Origin of the sequence: Chitinilyticum aquatile DSM 21506 (assembly GCF_000430805.1) — a bacterium.
GTDB lineage: Bacteria > Pseudomonadota > Gammaproteobacteria > Burkholderiales > Chitinibacteraceae > Chitinilyticum > Chitinilyticum aquatile.
In genome coordinates this window covers 69981-84063 of the sequence record NZ_AUMS01000011.1, presented here as the reverse complement: position 1 = coordinate 84063, position 14083 = coordinate 69981, and the positions used below count along the sequence as shown (strand labels likewise).

The window sequence follows — 14083 nt, the reverse complement described above, 5'->3', positions numbered from 1 at the left end:
ACGAGAGAGCACACCATGAACCTGATTTATTTCCTCTTTACGCTATTGCTGCTGGTGGTGAACATTGCCGGCGTCACCACGCTCGCCAGCCGCTGGATTCCGTCCTTTGCACTGGCGCGGGCAGCTGGCATCCTGCTGTTCTGCCTGGCGATGTTCTTTCTGGAGCATTTCATCGGCCTTGGCAAACTGGCCTGGCTGTGGCCGCTCACGACGGCCGTGTCGGTGTTCCTGCTGTATGCGGAGCGCAAACGCCTGTGCGAGCAGGCCTTCTGGCGCGCCGAGCTCGTGTTCCTGCTGGCGTTTGCCTACGGGCTGGCGTGGAAATGGGCGTTTCCGGTGATCTACCCGACGTCCGAACGCGTCACCGATCTGTTCTTCATCGGCAACTACCTGCCGGGGGCGCAGCTGCCGCCGCTCGACCACTGGTTCCCGCCCAACAAGTTCGATTTCTACTACGCCTTCCAGCATTACGCGGCTGCGCTGATGGGGCGGATGTTCGGCATGGGGCCGGGCCTGACCTACAACATCGCCTTTGCCCTCTTGATGGCGCTGCCGATCACGCTGGCCTGGGACTTTGCCGCGCGCTTCCTCGCGCAGAAATGGGCGCGCTGGCTGGTGGTGATCACCTTTACGCTGGGCGGCACGGGCGCGACGCCTTTCGTGCATCTCTCGCACACGGTACCGGCCAATGCCACTGAACAGGACATGGTCAACTATGCGAATGATGGCATGTGGTCGAGCCAGCGCTTCATCGGCCTGTTTGACCAGCGCCTGAATACCGAATTCGGCCGCAGCTGGTTCCCGAACAAGGCGGTCGGCGGCTGGGAGCCGCGCGAGCTGCCTTCGGAAGATTTCGGTTATCAGTATTACGTTGGCGACTATCACCCGCCACTCGGCGGCTTCTTCCTGCTGCTGCTGGCGATTGCCGCTATCGGTGCCATCGAAACGGCGCGGCCGTCGGTGCGCGGAACGGATGTCGAGGTCGAACAGCCGGCTGAATCGACCTTTGTGTACGAGGCCCTGCTGGCGCTGACCGTGCCGGTGATGATTGCTACCAACACCTGGACTTTCCCCTTGCAGGGCGCCCTGGTGCTGGGCTGGATCGCCTGGCGCTACCTGAACCGGCAGCCGCCGGACTGGCGTGCGCTGCTCGTCGGCGGCATCGGCGGTTTCCTGCTGCTCTATCCTTTCCTGGCCGGTTTTGCCGGCAAGGCGCTGGCGACCCCGATCAAGTTCGTGCAGACACAAGATCACACGCCCTTCATGCAATTCATCGCGCAGCACTGGCCGATTCTGCTGTTCGCCGCGCTGGGTGTGTGGCAGAAGGAAACCCGCCGTCTTGCGCTGTTGTTCTCGGTCGTTTTCCTCGGTTTGCTGCTGATTTCCGAGCTGATCTATGTCGATGACCCGACAGGAGGGCGCTACGAGCGCACCAATACCACGATGAAGTGGTGGGGCTGGATCTGGAGTGGCGCTGTCGTCGCCATGACGGTGACGCTGCTGATGAGCGTACGCAGCTGGGTGCGCTGGGTGACGGTGGGCGCACTGCTGCTGATCAACATCTACGCCTATGATGTGGCGCGCTACTGGATTTATACCGGCAAGGGCGATCTCGGCAAGCTGGAAGCGCACGGCCTTTACACGCGCGATGCGACGGTGCGCGACATGTTCCGCTATCTGGAAAAAGCGCCCTACGGCATCGTGCTGGAAAACTGGTATGGCGACGCCTACACCGACTCCGGCATCTATGCCGTTTTCGCGGTGAAGCCGAACCTGCTGGGCTGGCCCTCGCACCTGATGACCTGGCATGGCAGTGTCGGCCAGGCCTGGGCGCTCAAAGAACAGATCCGCCAGTTCTATGCCGGCACGCTGCCGGATGCGGCGGACTGGCTGGTTGCCAACAAGGTTGAATACATCGTCTGGAATTACAAGGATCATTCGCAGCAGCCGGCCGCCTGGGCGCAGATCAATCAGGCCGTTGGCAGCAAGTATGCGTGGATCGAATTCCAGGGAAATCCGGACGTGCATGTAGGCCTGTGGGTACGCCGGCCATGATGTTTAGGGGCATGCCAGCAGGGCTATTGCAATTCCTGCGTTTTGCGATGGTAGGGGGAGTGGGTACCCTGGCGCAGTACGCGGTACTGTGGCTGGGGGCCGATCTTCTGGGCTGGCCGGCGGCGCTGGCTTCGGCGCTGGGCTATCTGCTGGGGGCGGTCGTGAATTACCTGCTGAATTACCATTTCACCTTTGCCAGCAGCAAGAGCCACTTCGAGGCTGCCAGCAAGTTTTACGTGATTGCCGGCGCGGGCTGGGTGATCAATACCGGGCTGATGGCCATGCTGACCGGGGTGCTGCTCTGGAATCACTGGCTGGCGCAGCTGCTGGTGACCGGCCTGTGTCTGCTGTGGAATTTTGCCGGCAGCAAGCTCTGGGCCTTCCGCCACCCGGCAGCAGAACAATAACGAGGCCGTGCGACGGCCATGGATGGAGTGGATATGATGAAACCGCTGATTTCTGTCGTGGTACCGGCCTACAACGAAGAGGCCGTACTGGGCGCATTTCATGCGCGCATGAGTGCCCTGTTTGACGAACTGGCCGATTACCGCTGCGAGATGATCTTCGTGAATGACGGCAGTCGTGACCGCACGCAAGCCATCATCGACGAACTGTGCGCGCTGGATTCGCGCGTCGCCTGTGTGAACCTTTCGCGCAATTTCGGCAAGGAAATCGCGATGACCGCCGGTTTTGATCATGCGAAGGGCGACGCGGTGATCGTGATCGATGCCGACCTGCAGGACCCGCCCGAGCTGATTCATGACTTCATCCGCGAATGGCGTGCCGGCTACGATATCGTCTATGCCAAGCGCACGCACCGCGACGGCGAAACCTGGCTGAAGAAGGCGACGGCGAGTGCATTCTACAAGGTGATGGACAAGGTTTCCGGCAAGGTAAAAATCCCGCGCGACGTGGGTGATTACCGTCTGATGAGCCGCCGCTCGGTCGATGCACTGCTGCAGCTGCGCGAGCAGCACCGCTTCATGAAGGGCCTGTTTGCCTGGGTGGGTTTTCCGTCCAAGGCCATCGAATACCGCCGCGACCCGCGTGCGGCCGGTGAAACCAAATTCAATTACTGGAAGCTGTGGAATTTTGCGCTGGAAGGGATTACCTCCTTCACCATCGCTCCGCTCAAACTGGCGACCTATCTCGGCCTGCTGACTGCGCTGCTGGCGTTTGCCGACGGCATCTGGATCATTGCCAAGACGCTGATCTGGGGTGATGCCGTGCGCGGCTACCCGACGCTGATGGTTACCGTGCTTTTCCTGGGCGGGGTGCAGTTGTTCTTCATCGGTGTGCTGGGCGAATACCTGGGACGTATTTTCGGTGAAACCAAGCAGAGGCCGCTGTATTTTGTGCAAGGGCACACGCCGTCCGGCAGCAGCAAGCAGTCAGAATGAAATGATGGCACCCGGAGCCCGCAATGGCCCGGAGCCGTTACCGGATATGGGTTTGCCGCCTTTCCAACCGCCTGTAAGTAATTGTTGACTGGCGACTACAAGCTGATACCATTGCCCGCAGTGTGATTTGTAGGCGCTATCCATAACCGATGCGCAATGTCCGGCAAAGACCGGATGAAAACACAAACATAGTCCGACCAGTCACACACTCCCATAAAAGCAAAGGCCGGCCTGCGGGTTCCGGAAGCCTGCAGTCGGGGTGCGCTTGCGTACCCAACGGCATAATGATCCGGGCGTGGAGTGTGAAAAGTGATGACTCGACATAAAGTTTCGGCGCTGGTCGCCGGGCTGTTCCTCAGCGTGTCCGTAATGGCCGCCGACTGGGACGCCAAAGCCGTGTATACCGCTGGTCAGACCGTGACCTACCAGGGCAAGACCTGGAAGGCCAAGTGGTGGACCCAGGGTGAAGTTCCGGGATCGCAGCAGTGGGGCGCCTGGGGTGAAGTGGCCGGTACCGTGACTCCGGTGCCGACTGTTGCTCCTACCGTTGCTCCGACTGCAACACCGACCGTCAAGCCGACAGTGGCCCCGACCGCCACTCCGCTGCCTACCGCGACACCGACGGCAACGCCGACGCCCAAGCCGACCGTAACACCGACAGCAACCCCGCTGCCGACCGTTGCGCCAACTGTTGCACCGACGGTTGCTCCTACCGCAACACCTACTGCCGTACCGACTCAGCCCCCGGTGGTGACTGGTCCGTGTGAAGCCGGCTGGAGCGCGGCAACCGCTTACCAGGGCGGCGCCAAGGTTTCTTACCTGGGCTACAACTACAGCGCCAAGTGGTGGACACAAGGCAACGATCCGTCGCAAGGCGGTGTATGGGTGAGCAGCGGCGCCTGCTCGGGCGGCAGCAATGGCGGCACGGTTACTCCTACACCGTTGCCTTGCAACGTATCGACCCCAGCTTCGTGCGGTGTGCCGACCAAGGCTGAAGCCGAAGCCTACGCAGCAACCCTGACCAACTCCGACATCTTCCGCAAGGTGAAGGCATCGGTACGCACCCTGCCCAATAGCGTGGTCGAAGCGGTTGCGCCGGGCAAGGCGACCAATCCGGACAACGTGAAGCGTGTCGAAGCGCTGGTTTCACAGCAGAAATTCGACTACTTCTTCCAGGTCCGCAACAAGGCCTATACCTATCAGGGCTTCCTCCAGGCCGTGGCCAAGTTCCCGGGCTTCTGCGACACCTATACCGATGGCCGCAACAGCGACGAAATCTGCCGCCGTTCGCTCGCCGGCATGTTTGCGCACTTCGCGCAGGAAACCGGTGGTCACAGCATCGTCGAGTTCGGCATTCCGGAATGGCGCCAGGCACTGGTGCACGTGCGTGAAATGGGCTGGACTGAGGGCATGTCCGGTTACAACGCCGAGTGCAACGACCCGGTCTTCAACAAGACCTGGACCTGCGGCAAGCTGCCGGATGGCAAGTTCAAGGGCTACTTCGGCCGTGGCGCCAAGCAGCTGTCCTACAACTACAACTACGGTCCGTTCTCGCAGGCCATGTTTGACGGCGACCAGTTCAAGCTGCTGAATCAGCCTGAGCTGGTAGCGGATACCTGGCTGAACCTGGCATCTGCCGTGTTCTTCTTCATCTACCCGCAACCGCCGAAGCCCTCGATGCTGCATGTGATCGATGGTACCTGGGTGCCGAACGACTTCGACAAGGCACGCCAGCTGGGTAATGACTTCCCGACCACCATCCAGATCATCAACGCCGAGTGCCAGGACAGCCCGACCAAGGCTGCTGCGCAGAACCGTCTTGACTACTACACCGAGTTCTCCCGCGAACTGGGCTGGGACATCAAGAAGGAATCGATGAAGTGTGCCGGCATGGGCCGCTTCGACGGTGGTTCGTCGGCTGCGTTCAACATCTACTGGGAAAAGGACTGGAAGGTTGGCGGTGACAACAAGTGCCAGCTGGTCAGCTACCAGACCCCGTACAACGCCCTGATCGACGGTCAGTACACCAAGTGCGTGGAAGCAAACTGGGGCGTAACGCTGAAGTAAGCGGAATGCACCAATAAAAACGGGAGGCTGCGGCCTCCCGTTTTTTCTTTGTCGTTCCTTATTCGCTTCGTGGCTCGGAGCATTTGCGGATCACCGGACTTCTTCCGCGCGCGCAGCCAGTCGCTCCTCCTGAATGCGCAGATGCTTTTCGGTGGCTTGAGCGCAGCTTTGTGCTGACTGGTCATTCCAGCAAACCGGCGCAGGAGCTCTCCAGTCAGGTGTGACCTTGAGAGAGCGTGGCGCAGGGGCCATGCTGAATGCGGCAATCGCTACACCACTGACGAGAAGGAATAGTGCGGGAAGAGCAAAAGCATGTGCGCGCATAAGGGAACCGTATTGGTGTTTTCCCTAGCATTGTGTCGATGCTGACTGCTTTGGTCAATATTTCATGTTTTTAATCTTTTATTACCTTGCATTTGAATTAATTATAGGTGCCGTTCGTGCTCCTGTATGCACATCATCGCTGCCTGTCCGTTGCATGTTGCTTGCAGGGTATTGAGTAGATTCAATTTTCTACGCCAAGGGCGTGTCCTTTCCCCGTGTGGATTTGGGTCTCACGAAGCAATGGCACCAGATCTTGATAGGTTTTGGCCAGTGCATGCTTCAGCCATTGCTCGACACGGGCCACGGCCGGATCGGGCGACGCTCCTTCCGGGCGAACCAGCCAGTAGCGATATTGACAGCGCAGGGCGTGCGGGCTGGCAATGATCAGCTGTCCGGTCTGTAAAGGCCTCAGGGCCAGCACGGCCCTGACCAGCGCAATGCCTGCACCGTCCTGCGCGGCTTGCAGCAATGAGCTGGCATCATTGAAGCGGGGGCCGGACAAAGCGCCGATGTCCATGCCGCAGGCCTGAAACCAGTGTGTCCAGGTTTCCAGGCTTTGCGGATGCAGCAACTGCTGTTGCAGTAGCGCAGGGGCGGGGCACGCCTCTTGAAGAATGCGCGTTGTGCAGACCGGAATCAGCCAGTCTTCACCCAGTTCAACCGCTTGAAGTCCGGGCCAGTCTCCCGGGCCGAAGCGCAGGGCGAGATCAAGCCCCTTGCGAGCAAGGTTTTCGGATTGCTGGCTGGCGTGAATGGACAGTGAGATGTCCGGATGCTGTGCGATGAAGGCGTGCAACTGCGGGGCAAGCCAGCAGGCGGCCAGCGAGGGCAGCAGGGTCAGGCGCACTTCGGCCGGATGGCTTTTCAGCTGGTCCATAGTTTGCGCCAGCTGCGCTAGCAACTGCTCGAGGTGCTGACTGAGGACGAGGCCTGCACGGGACAGTTTTAGCCGGCTTCCCTGCCGCTCGAACAGGATGACCTGCAGTTCGTCTTCCAGTTGCCGTACCGCACGACTGATCGCGCCGGGTGTGACGCACAGCTCTTCGGCAGCCTGCGTGAAATGCTGATGCCTTGCTGCGGCGGCGAACGCTTCGAAGCTTCGCAGGGAGGGGAGTCGGCGCACGATGAGTTTTTCTCAATCCAGCCCAGTATGGAAATCGTTTCTCTGCCACTGCGCAGAAAACTAGTATGGGCCCATCTTAGGGTGAGCTGGAGCAAGACATGCTGCGAACGATCAAACAATGGCTGGCGCCGATTCCTTTTCCCTTGCTGCTCGCACTGCTGGCCTTGCTGGCTGGTGGCGTAGCGGGGATGAGTGGTCCGGAACTGGTCAGGCTGTTCAACGAAGGATTCGGGCGGGCGCTGGGCGAATTTGCCCTGCTGATGTTTCCGGCCTTTCTGCTGGCCGAGGTGGTGCTCCGCCGTGCACCGGTGCTGCCTGAAAAGCTGCTGGTGCTGCTCGCTCCGTTGGCGGGGGCGCTGTTTGTCTGTCCGGACACCGCGTATGCCACGTTGTCCCCCTTGCTGCGCCGGCGCAAGCTGGCGGTGGCAATGGGGGCGTATGCGGGGTTCAAGCTGCTGTATCCGGCTGGAGCCCTGATTGTCCTTGCCGGACTGGGCATGACGGAGGTGGGTGATTTGTTCTATGTGGCATTGATCTTTTTCCCGGTCTGGCTGGTCGGCATGTTGTGGGCGGCGCGCTGGCAGAATGTGGGCGGCCATGCCGTCACGGAACCGGGCGCCACCTCATGGCAGGGACTTGCGTTGCCCTTGCTGCTGCTGGTGTTGCTGTCGCTGGCCGGGCTGTTTACCTCGCTGGGCAGTATGCCGGGAATCGGTTTCCTGTTCACTGCCAAGGGGGCGCTGGCGCTGGGCGCTGCGCTGGCATTGCGCGGATTTTCGGGGGCGCAGGCGGGGGACTGCTTGCAGTCGGCCTGGCGACGAACCGGCTATCTGGTCATGATGATTGGAGCTGCCAGTGCACTGGGTGGAGTGATTGTCCATCTGTTCCCGCTTTCCGCTGTCACCCTGGCTGGCACGGCGCGCTGGGAGCTGGTTTTGCTGCTGTTTGCAATCACCGCGCTATTCAAGCTCGTCAAAGGGTCTTCAATGGCGACCTTTGCTGCCGTGACAGCCATGCTGGCGCCCCAGATCGGGGGGATGGGCTTGCCACCTGCGTTGGTCGTTGCCGCAATCTGCCTGGGGTCGATGCTGGCGATCCTGCCGAATGACAGTTTTTACTGCCTGTTGAGGGAGGATGCGCTCAAGCAGTATCCGGAATCCTCGGTACTGCTGGCGCTGGGCGGAGGCTCTGTACTAATGGCGTGCAGCGGGCTGCTGGTGCTGCTGTGTCTGTCGTTCTGATCCTTGTCTCCAGGGGCGAAAGACGATGCTCTGACGGAGTCGGGCTGCTTGCTTTGATTTTTCCCCTTGGGGGGGGGCGGTGTGGTTGGGTTCCAGTCCTTGAATGGAGCGAGATTGCATGAGTCTCAGGCCAATTCTGCCCATGGCATTGACTGCGTGCCCCCTTGGCAAAACGGCTCTGTAGCCGCTTATTGCCGCATCGCGATTGCCAGCTGGTTCAGCCCGTTCATGCCGGCGATCGCCATGGTCAGTTCTGAAATCTCCTCCTCATTGAAGTGGGGCAGCAAACAGGTGTAGTCATCATCACTGGTATGACCATGGCGGATATTGGTGAGTGCCTCGGCCCAGCGCAGTGCTGCGCGTTCACTGTCGTCAAAGTGCTCACTGACCTGCCAGCCGGCCAGCGCATCGAGCCGCTCCTGGCTTTCGCCACGGGCGTGCAGGGCTTTGGCGTGCGTGTCCAAGCAGAACGCGCAGCCATTGATCTGCGAGACACGCAGTTAAAAGCAGCGCGCACCGTCTGGTTATGCCGGCACGCGTACGTGTACTGCTCGACCATCTGGTAGTCTGTTCGGCCGAGCATCCGTATTTGAAAGTCTCTAGTTTGTTTGTATGCCCAGCCACTTAGTATTCCGGCGCAATCAGCTCCGCGTAGTCGCTCAGCGCCTCCAGAATCGCTTCAGAACGTTTATCACCATTTTCCGAAACGGTTTCGAACCGCGTTTCCAGTTCGTCCATGAAGCCCTGCAGCGTGCGGGCATTCCCCTCACCATTGATCAGCTTAGCTACGCAGTGCTGTTGCCAGCGCTGGGTCTCCGATTCCGATAGTGTGTCCGGGTAGTTGCGGGCGCGAAAGCGGAACAGCAGCTCCTCCAGTCGGAAGTCAGCGAAGCTCGGGCGGTGCGCTGCGAGCGCGGCACCGTCGAGCTCCAGCAGGCGATTGAGCACGCGCCGGTCGTTGTTGCCGACAAAGCCGCCGTAGAGGTCTTCGTCCACGTCGGCCTTCTGACCGCCGTTGTCGCGCTGGAAAACCTGCGCCCACAAATCGGCCGCCGGTTCGTTGCCAGCCAGCCATTCGGCGTGTCGCAGTGCCTGGGTTTTATCGATGCCCCAGTGCTCGGCACGCTCGTCGCTGAGCACTTTCAGATTGCCGATCACGATGGGTGATTTGTTGATGTGGATGGTTTTCACCGGCAGGCGCGTGATGCCTTCGGGCAACTCGCTGGCTTTGCTGAACATGCGTAGCCGCGCGCTTTCCGCGTCGAGTGTGGCGAGTTCCGCCGGGTCGAAGGCCAGATCCCAGACGATGACTTCGTTCTTGTTGGTCGGGTGCATCGCCAGTGGCCAGACAATGGCCGTGCAGCCGCGTTCAGTTCCAAACATCCCGCTGATGTGGATGAAGGGTTTTTTTTGCGGTAGACCGATCTCTTCCTGCACGCGTTCTTTCTTGCGCAGAGCCAGGCAGAAGTCGAACAGCTTGGGCTGCGTATCGCGGATCAGCCGCGCCAGCGCGATGGTGGCGCGCACGTCGGAGAGCGCATCGTGCGCGGCTTCGTGCAGTAGGCCATTGGCGCGGCTGAGGTCTTCCAGCTTGAAGGACGGTCGGCCGTCGTCGTGCGTCGGCCACTGGATGCCTTCCGGGCGCAGCGCGAAGCAGGTGCGCACTACGTCGAGCAGATCCCAGCGGCCGCAGTGGTTTTGCCATTCGCGCGCGTACGGGTCGCGCAAGGTGCGCCAGAACAGGTGGCGGGTGACTTCGTCATCAAAGCGGATCGAGTTGTAGCCGACGCCAATGGTGCCGGGAGTAGCGAGTTCGGCTTCGATGACCGCAGCAAAATCGGCCTCGCTGACGCCGCGCTCCTGGCAGAGCTGCGGCGTGATGCCGGTGAGCAGGCAGGCTTCGGGGGAGGGTAGGTAGTCGGGCGCGGGCTGGCAATAGACCATCACCGGGCCGCCAATTTCATTCAGATTTTCGTCGGTGCGGATGCCGGCAAACTGGGAAGGGCGGTCGCGGCGCGGCACCGCGCCGAAGGTTTCGTAGTCGTGCCAGAAGAAGGTGAGGCTCATGTGCACAGGCCGTTAATGGATAACAGCGGCACATTGTACTTGCAGCCGCACCTGTTCGCTGATCTGGCTGCACAGGCAGAGGTGAGGCAGCCAATCAGCGAGGCGGTGCTTTGATGTTTACTGTCAGAGTGCCGGAGCGCCAAGCTGGCCGAGCAGGATATTGAATTCGTTCTTGCGTTTGTCGCGCGGCAATTTGACTAGCGGGCCGGTTTCATCCAGCGCCAGCTCGGCACGGGTAATGAGCGCGTTGATATGCATCCAGCCTTCCAGTTGCCAGATGTTGCCGTTGCGGCTGACCTGGAAGCGGGCTGCTGCTTGCAAGAAGCCTTTGCCATGTTGATAAAGGCGCTGTTGCCCATTTTGCTCGCGTAGTGCATAGCCATGTTGCGCGCACCAGCTTTCAATCTGGGGCCAGAGGTCGCCTGCGTATTCAATTGAAACAATCGAGCGCGGTTTTTTGCCTTTTGCGATAAGAGCCATAACCAGCAACATCAGAAAACCAAACGTCGCACCGACAATCGCGCCGGTCAGCATGGTGGATAGCATCTGCTTTCCCTTCGAGTTGGATGAAAGGGGGCATGCTAGACGAAATGAAGCATTCATGCTGTGTTGCGCATTACTTGTCTTGCCGTAAAAAATATGACGGGAGCTTACGGGGCTGGCAGAGAAGGCGGAAGTGGAAAGCAAAAAGCCCAGTCTTGCGACTGGGCTTTTCAACTTGGGGTGGCTGATGGGGCTCGAACCCACGACAACAGGAATCACAATCCTGGACTCTACCAACTGAGCTACAGCCACCGCTGAAACCGGTGCGGCATTATAACGATGCCGGCGTTTTTTGCAACTTGTCAGGCCTTGGCGCACCCGACAGGAATCGAACCTGTAACCTACGGCTTAGAAGGCCGTTGCTCTATCCAGTTGAGCTACGGGCACGTACTGGTTTTTAGGCTGGTCTGGTCGGGGCGGTGGGATTCGAACTCACGACCCCCTGTTCCCAAAACAGGTGCGCTACCAGACTGCGCTACGCCCCGAACAGAGGCCGAACTATAGCGTCAGCCGCCGAAGCTGGTCAACCCCCTTTTTGCATTTTGATTGAGTCGGCGCGGCAAAAATGCGAAAATCCGCGCCAATTTTCCACCGATTTTTACCATTTACGGAGTACACCGATGACCGCACAAATCCTTGACGGCAAGGCGATTTCCCAGGAACTGATTGCCGGCGTTCGTGCCCGCGTCGATGCCCGCGTGGCTGCAGGCAAGCCGGCCCCCCAGCTGGCGGTAATTCTGGTGGGCTCCGATCCGGCCTCGCAGGTGTACGTCGGCAACAAGAAGCGCCAGTGCGAAAACGCCGGCATCCGTTCGCTGGCATTTGATCTGTCGGCGGAAACGTCCGAGCAGGAATTGCTTGATCTGGTGGCGAAGCTCAATGCCGATGATGATGTCGACGGCATCCTGGTGCAGCTGCCGCTGCCGAAACATCTGGATGGCGACAAGATCATCGAGCTGATCGATCCGAACAAGGATGTCGATGGCTTCCATCCCTACAACATCGGCCGTCTCACGCTGAAAATGCCGCTGCTGCGCCCGTGCACCCCGCGCGGTGTGATGACGCTGCTGGAAAAAACCGGCATCGATCTGGTCGGCAAGGATGCCGTGGTGATCGGCGCCTCCAATATTGTCGGCCGCCCGCAGGCGCTCGAGCTGTTGCTGGCGCGTGCCACTGTGACGGTGTGCCACAGCAAGACGAAGGATCTGGCTGACAAGGTACGCGGTGCGGATGTGGTGGTGGCCGGCGTGGGCATCCCCAACTTTGTGAAGGGCGAGTGGATCAAGGAAGGGGCGGTGGTGATCGATGTGGGTATCAACCGTCTGGAAAGCGGCAAGCTGTGCGGCGACGTGGAATTCGACACCGCCAAGGAGCGCGCGTCGTGGATTACACCGGTGCCGGGTGGTGTTGGCCTGATGACGGTCGCTACGCTGATGCAGAACACCATCGACGCTTGCGAAAAGCGCCGGGGTTGAGCGATGGCCTATCAGTTTGCAAAACCCTTCCTGTTCATGCTCGATGCCGAGCGCGCGCACCATGCGGCACTGGCCAGCCTGAAGGCCTTGCATAGCGCCAATCTGCTGCGTGCCACGGTCAGCGAAGCACCGGCCTGCCCGGTGTCAGTGATGGGCATCGAGTTTCCCAATCCGGTGGGGCTCGCAGCCGGGCTGGACAAGAATGGTGATTTCATTGATGCGCTGGGCGAGCTGGGTTTCGGTTTCATCGAAATCGGCACGATCACCCCGCGTCCGCAGCCGGGCAACCCCAAGCCGCGACTCTTCCGCCTGCCGGAGGCCGAGGCCATCATCAACCGCATGGGCTTTAACAACGACGGTGTCGATGCCCTGGTTGATAACGTGAAGAAAGCGCGTTTCCGTGGCGTGCTCGGCATCAATATCGGCAAGAATTTCGATACACCGATCGAAAATGCCGCCGACGATTACCTGATCTGCCTGCGCAAGGTCTATGAATACGCCAGCTATGTGACGGTTAACATCTCCAGCCCGAATACCAAGAACCTGCGTCAGCTGCAGCAGGCCGATGAGCTGGGTGGCCTGTTGGCCAAGCTGAAAGCCGAGCAGGAAAAGCTGGCGCAGCAGCATGGCCGCTACGTGCCGCTGGCGGTGAAAATTGCGCCGGATCTGGATGGCAACCAGATTCAGGATGTGGCGCGTTTGCTGATCGAAAACCGCATCGATGGCGTGATTGCGACCAACACCACGCTGTCGCGTACCGGTGTCGAGCATCTGCGCTATGGTACGGAAGCAGGCGGGCTTTCCGGTGCGCCGGTGCGCACCAAGTCCACGCACGTGATCCGCGAGCTGGCTGCTGCGCTTGATGGTGCTGTGCCGATCATCGGTGTGGGCGGCATTCTGGAAGGCGAACATGCCGTCGAGAAAGTGAAGGCAGGAGCACAACTGGTGCAGCTGTATTCGGGCATGGTGTATCGCGGCCCGCATCTGGTGCGCGACTGTGTCGAGGCGCTGATGCCTGTGATGGCGCGCTGAGTCTTGCAGGTGGCGGCATGCTGCATGCATCCGCCTCCTGATCGCCGCACTCTATGAAGTTTATCGGTTATTTGGATAGTTCCAGTCGTTATTGATGAAAGTGCTGATATGGGCTGATAATCCTGCTCTTGTCAGACCATTGCCTGCATAGGATCCGCTACCCGTCATGGATTTCAGTCATTATGTCTTGCTGCTGATTGGCGCGGTGCTGGTCAACAATGTGGTGCTGGTGCGCATTCTCGGCCTCTGCCCCTTCATGGGGGTGTCCAAAAAGCTGGAGGCCTCGATCGGCATGGGCCTCGCCACCGCTTTCGTGTTGACGCTCGCGTCCGGCACCTCCTGGCTGATTGACCAGCTGCTGATTGCGTGGCAACTCGAATACCTGCGCACCCTGGCCTTCATCGTGATGATTGCCGCCATCGTGCAGTTCACCGAGATGTTCATCCACAAGACCAGCCCGGTGCTGTACCAGGTGCTGGGTATCTACCTGCCGCTGATTACCACCAACTGCGCGGTGCTGGGTGTACCGCTGATCAATTCGGCCGCCAAATATGGCTTTGTCGAATCGCTGGTTTTCGGTTTCGGCTCGGCACTCGGTTTTTCGCTGATCCTGATCCTGTTCGCGTCGATCCGCGAGCGGCTGGAGGGGGCCGACATTCCGGCGGCGTTCAAGGGAACGCCGATTGCCTTCATTACGGCCGGGCTGATGAGTCTGGCCTTCATGGGCTTTGCCGGCCTGGTTTAAATAAGGTTGCA

12 protein-coding genes and 3 tRNA genes are annotated in these 14083 nt (G+C 60.0%); 8 read left to right on the top strand and 7 right to left on the bottom strand.

The window, feature by feature from the left end:
• Positions 1-15: 15 nt before the first annotated feature.
• The 4 genes from H559_RS0108485 (at position 16) to H559_RS23005 (ending at position 5522) form a co-directional block, all read left to right on the top strand.
• Positions 16-2055: a DUF2298 domain-containing protein gene (locus H559_RS0108485; RefSeq protein WP_028452354.1), complete on the top strand. Its 2040-nt coding sequence runs from the start codon at positions 16-18 to the stop codon at positions 2053-2055.
• Between the two features lie 26 nt (positions 2056-2081).
• Entirely contained in the window at positions 2082-2462 is a 381-nt protein-coding gene (locus tag H559_RS0108480; RefSeq protein ID WP_211230911.1) for a GtrA family protein, read from the top strand.
• 33 nt (positions 2463-2495) lie between these two features.
• A complete protein-coding gene (locus H559_RS0108475; protein ID WP_028452352.1) occupies positions 2496-3455 on the top strand; it encodes a glycosyltransferase family 2 protein in 960 nt (319 codons plus the stop codon).
• 312 nt (positions 3456-3767) lie between these two features.
• Positions 3768-5522: a glycoside hydrolase family 19 protein gene (locus H559_RS23005; protein ID WP_155845340.1), complete on the top strand. Its 1755-nt coding sequence runs from the start codon at positions 3768-3770 to the stop codon at positions 5520-5522.
• Between the two features lie 505 nt (positions 5523-6027).
• Here the strand turns inward: H559_RS23005 and H559_RS19545 are convergent.
• Positions 6028-6969, bottom strand: coding sequence for a LysR substrate-binding domain-containing protein (locus tag H559_RS19545; protein WP_051279131.1), 942 nt, complete (start codon positions 6967-6969; stop codon positions 6028-6030).
• Between the two features lie 98 nt (positions 6970-7067).
• Here H559_RS19545 and H559_RS0108460 point away from each other — a divergent pair, with 98 nt between their 5' ends.
• Positions 7068-8210 carry a hypothetical protein gene (locus H559_RS0108460; protein WP_028452351.1) on the top strand — a complete coding sequence of 381 codons (1143 nt, stop codon included), beginning with the start codon at positions 7068-7070 and terminating at the stop codon, positions 8208-8210.
• Between the two features lie 188 nt (positions 8211-8398).
• Here H559_RS0108460 and H559_RS19540 read toward each other — a convergent pair whose 3' ends face one another.
• From H559_RS19540 to H559_RS0108430, 6 genes are all read right to left on the bottom strand, one after another.
• On the bottom strand, positions 8399-8710 hold the full coding sequence (locus tag H559_RS19540) for a carboxymuconolactone decarboxylase family protein (protein ID WP_081412951.1): 312 nt from the start codon (positions 8708-8710) through the stop codon (positions 8399-8401).
• A gap of 124 nt (positions 8711-8834) precedes the next feature.
• Complete coding sequence (gene sbcB, locus H559_RS0108450) at positions 8835-10277, bottom strand: exodeoxyribonuclease I (protein WP_028452350.1); 1443 nt, start codon at positions 10275-10277, stop codon at positions 8835-8837.
• Between the two features lie 123 nt (positions 10278-10400).
• A complete protein-coding gene (locus H559_RS0108445; RefSeq protein ID WP_028452349.1) occupies positions 10401-10823 on the bottom strand; it encodes a hypothetical protein in 423 nt (140 codons plus the stop codon).
• A 173-nt stretch (positions 10824-10996) separates the two neighbouring features.
• Positions 10997-11072 (bottom strand) — tRNA-His (locus H559_RS0108440).
• Between the two features lie 58 nt (positions 11073-11130).
• Positions 11131-11207, bottom strand: a tRNA-Arg gene (locus tag H559_RS0108435).
• A 21-nt stretch (positions 11208-11228) separates the two neighbouring features.
• Positions 11229-11305: transfer RNA gene (locus tag H559_RS0108430), tRNA-Pro, on the bottom strand.
• Between the two features lie 135 nt (positions 11306-11440).
• Between H559_RS0108430 and folD the strand changes: the two genes are divergently transcribed.
• From folD to rsxA, 3 genes are all read left to right on the top strand, one after another.
• A complete protein-coding gene (gene folD / locus H559_RS0108425; protein WP_028452348.1) occupies positions 11441-12295 on the top strand; it encodes a bifunctional methylenetetrahydrofolate dehydrogenase/methenyltetrahydrofolate cyclohydrolase FolD in 855 nt (284 codons plus the stop codon).
• Between the two features lie 3 nt (positions 12296-12298).
• Positions 12299-13327, top strand: a complete 1029-nt coding sequence (locus H559_RS0108420; protein WP_028452347.1) for a quinone-dependent dihydroorotate dehydrogenase — start codon at positions 12299-12301, stop codon at positions 13325-13327.
• A gap of 166 nt (positions 13328-13493) precedes the next feature.
• Positions 13494-14072 (top strand): electron transport complex subunit RsxA, encoded by a 579-nt coding sequence (gene rsxA, locus H559_RS0108415; RefSeq protein WP_028452346.1) that lies wholly within the window; start codon positions 13494-13496, stop codon positions 14070-14072.
• Positions 14073-14083 lie beyond the last annotated feature (11 nt).